At 67.3% G+C, this 7,756-nt stretch carries 10 protein-coding genes; 3 read left to right on the forward strand and 7 right to left on the reverse strand.

Annotation, left to right across the window (positions count from 1 at the left end; all coding sequences use genetic code 11):
* The 4 genes from Q1J95_RS12575 to Q1J95_RS12590 form a co-directional block, all read right to left on the reverse strand.
* The coding region (locus Q1J95_RS12575; protein ID WP_300268060.1) for a response regulator transcription factor at positions 1-659 on the reverse strand (659 nt) is incomplete at its 3' end.
* Positions 656-1,915: a sensor histidine kinase gene (locus Q1J95_RS12580; RefSeq protein ID WP_300268062.1), complete on the reverse strand. Its 1,260-nt coding sequence runs from the start codon at positions 1,913-1,915 to the stop codon at positions 656-658. The genes Q1J95_RS12575 and Q1J95_RS12580, both read right to left, overlap by 4 nt.
* 94 nt (positions 1,916-2,009) lie before the next feature.
* Positions 2,010-2,873, reverse strand: coding sequence for an exodeoxyribonuclease III (locus tag Q1J95_RS12585; RefSeq protein ID WP_300268063.1), 864 nt, complete (start codon positions 2,871-2,873; stop codon positions 2,010-2,012).
* 40 nt (positions 2,874-2,913) lie between these two features.
* On the reverse strand, positions 2,914-3,468 hold the full coding sequence (locus tag Q1J95_RS12590; protein ID WP_300268066.1) for a YbhB/YbcL family Raf kinase inhibitor-like protein: 555 nt from the start codon (positions 3,466-3,468) through the stop codon (positions 2,914-2,916).
* A gap of 162 nt (positions 3,469-3,630) precedes the next feature.
* Between Q1J95_RS12590 and pyrE the strand changes: the two genes are divergently transcribed.
* The 3 genes from pyrE to pgi are packed head-to-tail and all read left to right on the forward strand — an operon-like array spanning position 3,631 to position 6,825.
* Positions 3,631-4,188 carry an orotate phosphoribosyltransferase gene (pyrE, locus tag Q1J95_RS12595; RefSeq protein WP_300268069.1) on the forward strand — a complete coding sequence of 186 codons (558 nt, stop codon included), beginning with the start codon at positions 3,631-3,633 and terminating at the stop codon, positions 4,186-4,188.
* On the forward strand, positions 4,185-5,087 hold the full coding sequence (locus Q1J95_RS12600; protein ID WP_300268071.1) for an ROK family protein: 903 nt from the start codon (positions 4,185-4,187) through the stop codon (positions 5,085-5,087). Before pyrE ends, Q1J95_RS12600 begins: the two co-directional genes overlap by 4 nt.
* A gap of 55 nt (positions 5,088-5,142) precedes the next feature.
* A complete protein-coding gene (pgi, locus tag Q1J95_RS12605) occupies positions 5,143-6,825 on the forward strand; it encodes a glucose-6-phosphate isomerase (RefSeq protein ID WP_300268080.1) in 1,683 nt (560 codons plus the stop codon).
* Positions 6,826-6,848: 23 nt separating this feature from the next.
* Here the strand turns inward: pgi and Q1J95_RS12610 are convergent, their stop codons facing one another.
* From Q1J95_RS12610 to Q1J95_RS12620, 3 genes are all read right to left on the reverse strand, one after another.
* Positions 6,849-7,007 (reverse strand): hypothetical protein, encoded by a 159-nt coding sequence (locus Q1J95_RS12610; RefSeq protein WP_300268073.1) that lies wholly within the window; start codon positions 7,005-7,007, stop codon positions 6,849-6,851.
* The gene (locus Q1J95_RS12615) at positions 7,004-7,567 is read right to left on the reverse strand and encodes a YdeI family protein (RefSeq protein ID WP_300268075.1); all 564 of its coding nucleotides are present in this window, start codon (positions 7,565-7,567) and stop codon (positions 7,004-7,006) included. Before Q1J95_RS12615 ends, Q1J95_RS12610 begins: the two co-directional genes overlap by 4 nt.
* Before the next feature lie 2 nt (positions 7,568-7,569).
* The coding region (locus tag Q1J95_RS12620) for an HAD hydrolase-like protein (RefSeq protein ID WP_300268077.1) at positions 7,570-7,756 on the reverse strand (187 nt) is incomplete at its 5' end.

A 7,756-nucleotide genomic window follows, 5' to 3' on the forward strand; every position in this document is an offset into this window, starting at 1 on the left:
CGCAGCGCGAGCACGATCGCCTGCACGCGGTCGCGCGCGCCGAGCTTCTGCAGGATCCGTGAGACATGCGTCTTCACGGTCGCCTCGCCGATGTACAGCCGGGCGGCGATCTCAGCGTTGCTCATCGCCTCGGTCATGAGCGCGAGCACCTCGGCCTCGCGATCGGTGAATGGCTCGGCCAGCGTCAGTGCAGGAACGGATGCCTCGGCGCGACCCGCGCCGTCAGCGGCAGTGGCATAGCGTCGCACGACGCGGCGGGTCACCTCGGGCGCCAGCATCCCGTCGCCTGCGGCCAGCACGCGCACGGCCGCGACGAGATCCTCGGGTCCGCTGTTCTTGAGCAGGAATCCGCTGGCACCGGCATCCAACGCATCGAAGAGATAGTCGTCGCGGTCGAAGGTCGTCACGATCGCGATCGCGGCGTGCACCGCGGGGTCGGCGACGATGCGGCGGGTCGCCTCGATGCCGTCCATATCGGGCATCTGCACGTCCATGCTGATGACATCGGGTTGCAGAGCGGATGCCGCGGCCACGGCCTCTGCGCCCGTCGACGCCTCTCCGACGACGGTGATGTCGGGCTGCAGGTCGAGGATCGTGCGAAACCCGGCGCGCAGCATCGCGTGGTCGTCGACGAGGAGGACGCGGATCGGATCGCTCATGCAACTGTTCCTGTCAGCTCGGCGGTTTCAGACAGCGGAACCTGCACGCGTACCCGCCAGCCCCCACGCTCACGGGGCGCAGATTCGATCGTGCCGCCGGAGGCGAGTGTGCGCTCACGCATGCCCAGCTGGCCCATGCCGCTTCGCGGCGCGAGCACAGGACGGCCCGTGTTCACGACTTCCAGTTCGATGTTCTCGTGGGTGTAGCGCAAGCGCACATCAGCGACGGCATCGGCACCAGCGTGACGGCGAGCGTTCGTGAGCGACTCCTGCGCGATGCGGTACAGATTCACCTGCACAACAGACGGCACAGGATGCTCATCGCCGACGACGGTGAACTCGGTCGGCATACCCGCGTCATTCGCCGACGCGACCAGCTGGGGGATGTCGGCGAGGCCGAGCGTGGAGGAGTCGTCGACGTCAGCGTCCGACGACCGCAGCGTCTCCAGCAGATGGCGCAGCTCGCTGATCGCGGTGCGGGCGGACTCTTCGATGCCGGTGAGGATCTGTGCCGACCTGTCGGGATCCTGACCGATCACCATGCGGGCGGCGCCGGCCTGCACGCCCATCACCGAGACGTGGTGGGCGACCACGTCGTGCAACTCGCGGGCGATGCGCACCCGATCGAGCGCGACGGCCTGAGCAGCCGTCACCTCGCGTTCACGCTCGAGGTCTGCGGTGCGCTGTTCGAGAGCATGCCGTTGCAGCGTCGCTTTCCAGGTGCGTTCGCCGAAGTAGTAGGCGCCGCCGAAGTAGAGCGCGTTCAGGAGCAGCTGCAGCATCATGAACGCGAGGTACGGAGACATCGCCCCCGCGATGATCTCTGCATCATTGGCAGTGTCGATGGCGTCGCGGTACATCGTGATGAACAGCCAGACGAACATGGCGATGATGATTCCCACGCGCGTGAGCATCGCCGCGCGACGGTCGTGCATCCAGGCGCCGACTGTGTACAGCGCGATGAACATGGCGATATTGCCCGCATACAGCTCCGGAATGCGCAGCGTGACCGCGATGAAGTACGCGATGGAGACGATGATGGCGACGTGTGCGGGCCAGACTCGGCGCCAGGCCAGCGGGATGGCGACGACGGCCAGATAGATCAGCGCCTGCCACAGCGGCGCCTGCTCATCCCCGTAGATCTCAGAGATCGCCGAGAGCGCCGCGCTGATGACGCCGGCGACGAAGACGACCACCGCCAGCAGCACATCGGCTTGTCGTTGGCGCGCCGTCAGCGCGCGACGGGATGTGGACATGCCCCCACGTTACGGGGGAGCGGATGCCGTGGCATCCGTCCTGCGGTGGATTTCGCTCGTCGGCCGTGCCTCGCTCGCTGGGCCGGTGGAAGCGTTAGGAAAAGATCATCGGCAGATCGTCATCGTCGTCGTCTGCCCCCAGTGCGAGATCGACGACCACCGGCACATGGTCGCTGGGCTGGACGCCCTTGCGCTCATCGCGGTGAATGGCGGCGCCGCTGACCGCATCGGCCAGAGCTTTCGAACCGAGCACGAAGTCGATGCGGATGCCCTCGTTGCGAGGGAACTTCAGCCGCTGATAGTCCCAGTACGTGAAGCCCTCGGGGATCAGCGGGCGAACGACATCGGTGAGGCCCGCGTTGCCCAAGGCGAAGAAAGCCGCGCGCTCTTCGGGTGAGACGTGTGTCGAGCGGCCCTCGACGATGTCGGGGTCACCGTTGTCGTGGTCGAAGGGGATGATATTGAAGTCGCCGACCAGGGCGAGAGGCAGCTCGGGGTTCTTCTGCAGCTCACCCGCCGCGTGCTGGCGCAAGGCTTCAAGCCAGTGCAGTTTGTACTGAAGGTGCGGGTCGTGGAGCGAACGGCCATTGGGTACGTACAGACTCCAGATCTTCACGCCGTCGATCGTGGCGCCCAGAGCGCGGGCCTCGAGCGGAGCATCCGGGCCGTGGGTCGCTGAGCCTGTCGAAGCGTCCTTCGCGAACCCCGGCATACCGGTGAACGCCGTCTCGACATCGGTGACGGGTAGGCGACTGGCGATGGCGACGCCGTTCCACTGATTCAGCCCGTGCACCTCGACGTGGTAGCCGGCCTCTTCAAAGGGCTCGTACGGAAACTGCTCCGGCTTGCACTTGACCTCTTGCATCGCGAGCACGTCGATGTCTTCCCGCACGGCGAAGTCGACCGTGCGAGTGACGCGAGTGCGGATGGAGTTGACATTCCAGGTGGCCAGGCGCATGGCTCAAGCCTACGGGTGGTCGGGGACGTCAGCCGTTCTGCTAACGCTCGGCGGTCCCTGAGCGCGTCGCAGGGTCAGCTGTGCCGACCAGTACGCCGCGCGCCAAGGAGTGGAAGTGGCGATTGAAGCCGAGTACGGCGGGCGTCGCGCCGGCATCGAGGTCGAGGCTCTCCACATCGAGGGCGTCCACGACGAAGAAGTAGCGGTGCACCCCCGTGCCCTCGGGCGGGGCGGCTCCGATGAACTTCTCCAGTCGTGCCTCGTTCGGGAGCACGACGGTGCCCTGGGGCAGAGAGGCCGCCGTACCGGTGCCGGAGGCGAGCACCGTGGTGTCGGCGGGCAGATTGTATGCGGCCCAATGCCAGAAGCCCGATCCGGTCGGAGCATCCGGGTCGAAGCATGACACGGCATAGCTCTTCGTGCCGGCGGGGCCGGGCGACCACTGCAGTGCGGGCGAGCGATCTTCACCGCCGCGGTCGGACGACCAGGCGAACAGCGGCAGCGCCGCACCCGCTGTGAAGTCGGGGCTGGTGAGCTCGAGCGGTGCGAAGTCACGCAGCGTCGCGAGTTCGGCGTAGGGATCGTACGAGAGCATGTGGCCTCCTTCGAGTGACGTCTCCGGCCACGATAGCGACAACGGATGACATGCATAACTCAGCAAAGAACACGGTGATTCGTCGAGGGCGGGGTGCGAACAGCCCGATCGCACCCAGTTTTGCGGAGTTATGCACGGCGACGGCGCAATACACTGGTTGCCGTGACTCTCGACGCAGACCGCCGATCCCTGCTCGCCCTCATAGAAGACGAGGCGGTGTTCCACGGTGATTTCACGCTGTCCAGCGGTAAGAAGGCGACGTACTACGTCGATATGCGCAAGCTGACCCTCGACCACCGCGCAGCCCCCGCGATCGGGCGCGTCATGCTCGACCTCGTCGACGGCCTGGACGCCGTGGCGGTGGGCGGATTGACACTCGGCGCCGACCCCATCGCCAATGCGGTGCTGCACGCCTCGGTCGAGGCCGGTCGCCCGGTCGACGCCTTCGTCGTGCGCAAAGAGCCGAAGGACCACGGCCGTGGTCGCCAGATCGAAGGCGCTGATGTCGCTGGCAAGCGCGTGGTCGTGCTCGAAGACACGTCGACCACCGGCCAGTCCGCGTTGAAAGCGGTCGAGGTTCTTCGCCGCGAGGGAGCCGAGGTCGTCGCCGTCGCCGTGATCGTCGATCGCAAAACCGGTGCACAGGCCGCCATCGAAGCCGAAGGCCTGCAGTGGCTCGCAGCCTTCGACCTCGACGACCTCGGACTCGACGCACAGTGACCCGCTATGCTCTCGCCGTCGATGTCGGCGGCACGAAGATGGAGACAGCCCTCGTCACGGACGACGGTGTGCTGGTCGACGGCAGCCGATCTCGCAGCGCGACGGGGCGCAACGCAACCGCCGCGTCCCTCGATGCCGCCGTGCAGCAGGTCGTCGAGCATGCCCTGTCGCGCCTGCCAGAAGGGGCTGAGCTCGTCGGCGCCGGCATCGGCAGCGCCGGACCGATCGAGCGTGACTCCGGCTGCATCTTCCCGGTCAACATGCCCGAGGCGCTCGGATACGCATTGGCGGATGCGGTGCGCCGCGCGGCATCCGACATTCTCGACCACGACGTGCGAACGGTCTTCGGGCACGACGGCGGAGCGCTCGCGCTCGCCGAAGCATGGCTCGGCTCCACCCGAGAGGCGAAGTCGTCCCTGTCGATCGTCGTCTCCACCGGGGTGGGCGGCGGCTTCGTCGTCGGGGGGCAGTACATCGCCGGAGCGTCGGGAAACGCCGGCCACCTCGGCCAGGTGCGCCGGGAGAGCGGGCTGACACTGGAGCAGATCGCCTCGGGGCCAGCCAGCGCTGCGTGGGCGCAGGAGCAGGGTTGGACGGGGTCGACCGGCGAAGACCTCGCCCGCGATGCCGCATCCGGTGACCGTATCGCGCGCGCTGCCATCGAGCGTTCCGCACGTGAGGTGGGCCAGGCGCTGGCGGATGCCGCGACCCTTGTCGACCTCGACCTGATCGCGATCGGCGGCGGTTTCTCCCGCGTCTCGGACGACTACATCGACCTGGTGCAGCAGGCGCTCACGGACAGCGCGGCCCACGACTACTCACGCCGGGCGCGCGTCGTGCGTTCGGGTCTGGGGGACGAGGGCCCGCTGATCGGTGCGGCTGCGCTCGTGCTGCGCTGAACGCGGCCGTCGTAATACGCCAGCGCGTGATCGATGCCGAGAGGGTAGTTTTGACATCGTGACCACTCCCATCGACGCCACCACGACTTCCGCCTGGGCCGAACTCACCGCGCACAAGAGCGGCTTCACCCCCGACCTGCGCGGCTGGTTCGACAGCGACCCCGGTCGTGTCGAGCGGCTGAGCTTCGATCTCGCTGACCTGCGCGTCGACCTGTCGAAGAACCTGATCGATGACGGCATCCTGGCGTCGCTGGTGAAGCTGGCCGAGCAGACCGGCGTGGCCGAGCGCTTCGCCGCCATGCAGCGCGGTGAGCACATCAACACGACCGAGGATCGCGCCGTGCTGCACACGGCCCTCCGCCGCCCCGCTGGTGCACAGTCGGCACTCACCGTCGACGGGCAAGACATCGACCACGATGTGCACGAGGTGCTCACCGCCATGACCGCCTTCGCCGAGCGGGTGCGCTCGGGCCAGTGGCAGGGCGTGACCGGCAAGAAGGTCACGCACGTCGTGAACATCGGCATCGGCGGCAGCGACCTCGGGCCGGTCATGATCTCGGCGGCCCTCGAGCCCTACGCCACCGCCGGAATCCAGGCGCGCTTCGTGTCGAACATCGACCCTTTCGATATCGCTGAGAAGACGAAGGACCTCGACCCCGAGACCACGCTGTTCATCGTGGCATCCAAGACCTTCACGACGCTCGAGACGCTCACCAACGCCCGTCTCGCCCGTGACTGGCTGTGGTCGGGTCTCGTCGCCGCCGGTGCGATCGAAGACACCGCACAAGCCAAGACGGATGCCGTGGCCCATCACTTCGCGGCTGTGTCGACTGCGCTCGACAAGGTGGCCGACTTCGGCATCGACACCGACAACGCGTTCGGCTTCTGGGATTGGGTCGGCGGTCGTTACTCGGTCGACTCCGCCATCGGGCTGTCGGTGATGATCGAGGTGGGACCGGAGGCGTTCAGCGAGCTGCTCGGCGGTTTTCACGCGGTAGACGAGCACGTGGCATCCGCTCCGCTCGATCGCAACGTTCCCGTCCTGATGGGGCTGCTCAACGTCTGGTACACGAACTTCCTCGGCGCACAGTCGCACGCCGTGCTTCCCTATGCCCAGCAGCTCAGCCGCTTCGCGGCGTATCTGCAGCAGCTGACGATGGAGTCCAACGGCAAGTCGGTGCGCTGGGACGGCTCGCCTGTCACGACGGACACGGGCGAGATCTTCTGGGGCGAGCCGGGCACGAACGGCCAGCACGCGTTCTATCAGCTGATCCACCAGGGTACCCGCCTGATCCCGGCCGACTTCATCGCTTTCGTCAACCCGGCGTATCCGCTGACGGACGACGGGCGCGACGTGCACGGACTGTTCCTGGCGAACTTCCTCGCGCAGACCAAGGCGCTCGCCTTCGGCAAGACCGCCGAGGAGGTCGAGGCCGAGGGGACGACCGGAGCTCTCGTCGCCGCACGCACCTTCAGCGGCAACCGCCCGACGACGTCGATCTTCGCACCCGCGCTCACCCCGCGGGTGCTCGGCGAGCTGATCGCGCTCTATGAGCACATCACGTTCACCCAGGGTGTGATCTGGGGCATCAACTCCTTCGACCAGTGGGGCGTCGAGCTCGGCAAGCAGCTCGCCCTGCAGATCGCGCCGGCGATCGAGGGCGATGCCGCGGCTATTGAGGCGCAGGATGCCTCGACCCAGGCGCTGCTGGCCTACTACCGCGAGCACCGGGGGTAAGCCGCCGCCGTTCGAATCGCGGGTCAGCGTCGGTCGTCGTCCCAGGGGCCTTCCCACCAGTTGCCCGAGCGGCCGTCGTCGTCGCCACGTCGGCGAGAACGGACGAACTGCACGACGAACAGCGTGAGCGTCGACAGTCCGATCAGGATCGTCACGAGGAACCAGATGTCGCGCTCGCTCATGGCCTTCTCCCTTCGGCGGCGTCAGCCACGATCTTCGCGATGCGCGCCGCCGTGGTCTCAGGTCGCTTCGCCGTGGCGATGTGGGTGAGGCCGACCTTCTTCGCTGACTTCGGGAAGGCATCCCAGTTGGCGCGGGCGACGGGCGCGGCATCCAGTGCGGCGGTGAGTTCGGCGGGCTCGATGCCTGCTTCGGGGCCGTCGAGCATCTCCCACGTGCCATTCGCCTTGGCGATCTCGATCGCGCGGATGCCAGCCGGAGCGAGCAGCCCGTCCGCCTCGAGCGACGCGATGCGCGCCTTGTTGGTCGCCGCCCACCCGCTCGACGGTCGTCGCGGTGAGAACCACTGACCGTTGCCCTCGGGGAAGGTGCGGGTCGGCCCGTCGATCCAGCCGAAGCACAGCGCCTGTCGAACGGCGTCGTCGTAGAGCATCGTCGCGGATGCGCCGCGCACATTCAGCAACCATACGCCGGTGGATTCGGCGTGGTTCTTCTCAAGCCAGGTGCGCCAGGCCGCGGCATCCGCCCGCTCGATGCGCTCGCCCTCGTCGAGAACGCCCATGCTCAGCCGGCGGTCGGCTCGGGAAGCAGGTCAGCGACCGAGTCGACAATCTCGCTGGGGCGGAACGGATACTTCTCGATCTCAGCCTGATCGCTGATGCCGGTCAGAACGAGCACGGTGTGCAGGCCCGCCTCGATGCCGGCGACGATGTCGGTGTCCATGCGGTCGCCGATCATGCCGGTCTTCTTC

Source organism: Microbacterium sp. (genome assembly GCF_029263575.1).
GTDB lineage: Bacteria > Actinomycetota > Actinomycetes > Actinomycetales > Microbacteriaceae > Microbacterium.

Excerpts from the sequence above, each read along its gene's own strand:
- Q1J95_RS12610 (WP_300268073.1), bottom strand. The coding sequence starts at position 7,007 with ATGAGCGAGCGCGACATCTGGTTCCTCGTGACGATCCTGATCGGACTG.
- Q1J95_RS12585 (WP_300268063.1), bottom strand. The coding sequence starts at position 2,873 with ATGCGCCTGGCCACCTGGAATGTCAACTCCATCCGCACTCGCGTCACT.
- Q1J95_RS12615 (WP_300268075.1), bottom strand. The coding sequence starts at position 7,567 with ATGGGCGTTCTCGACGAGGGCGAGCGCATCGAGCGGGCGGATGCCGCG.
- Q1J95_RS12580 (WP_300268062.1), bottom strand. The coding sequence starts at position 1,915 with ATGTCCACATCCCGTCGCGCGCTGACGGCGCGCCAACGACAAGCCGAT.
- Q1J95_RS12590 (WP_300268066.1), bottom strand. The coding sequence starts at position 3,468 with ATGCTCTCGTACGATCCCTACGCCGAACTCGCGACGCTGCGTGACTTC.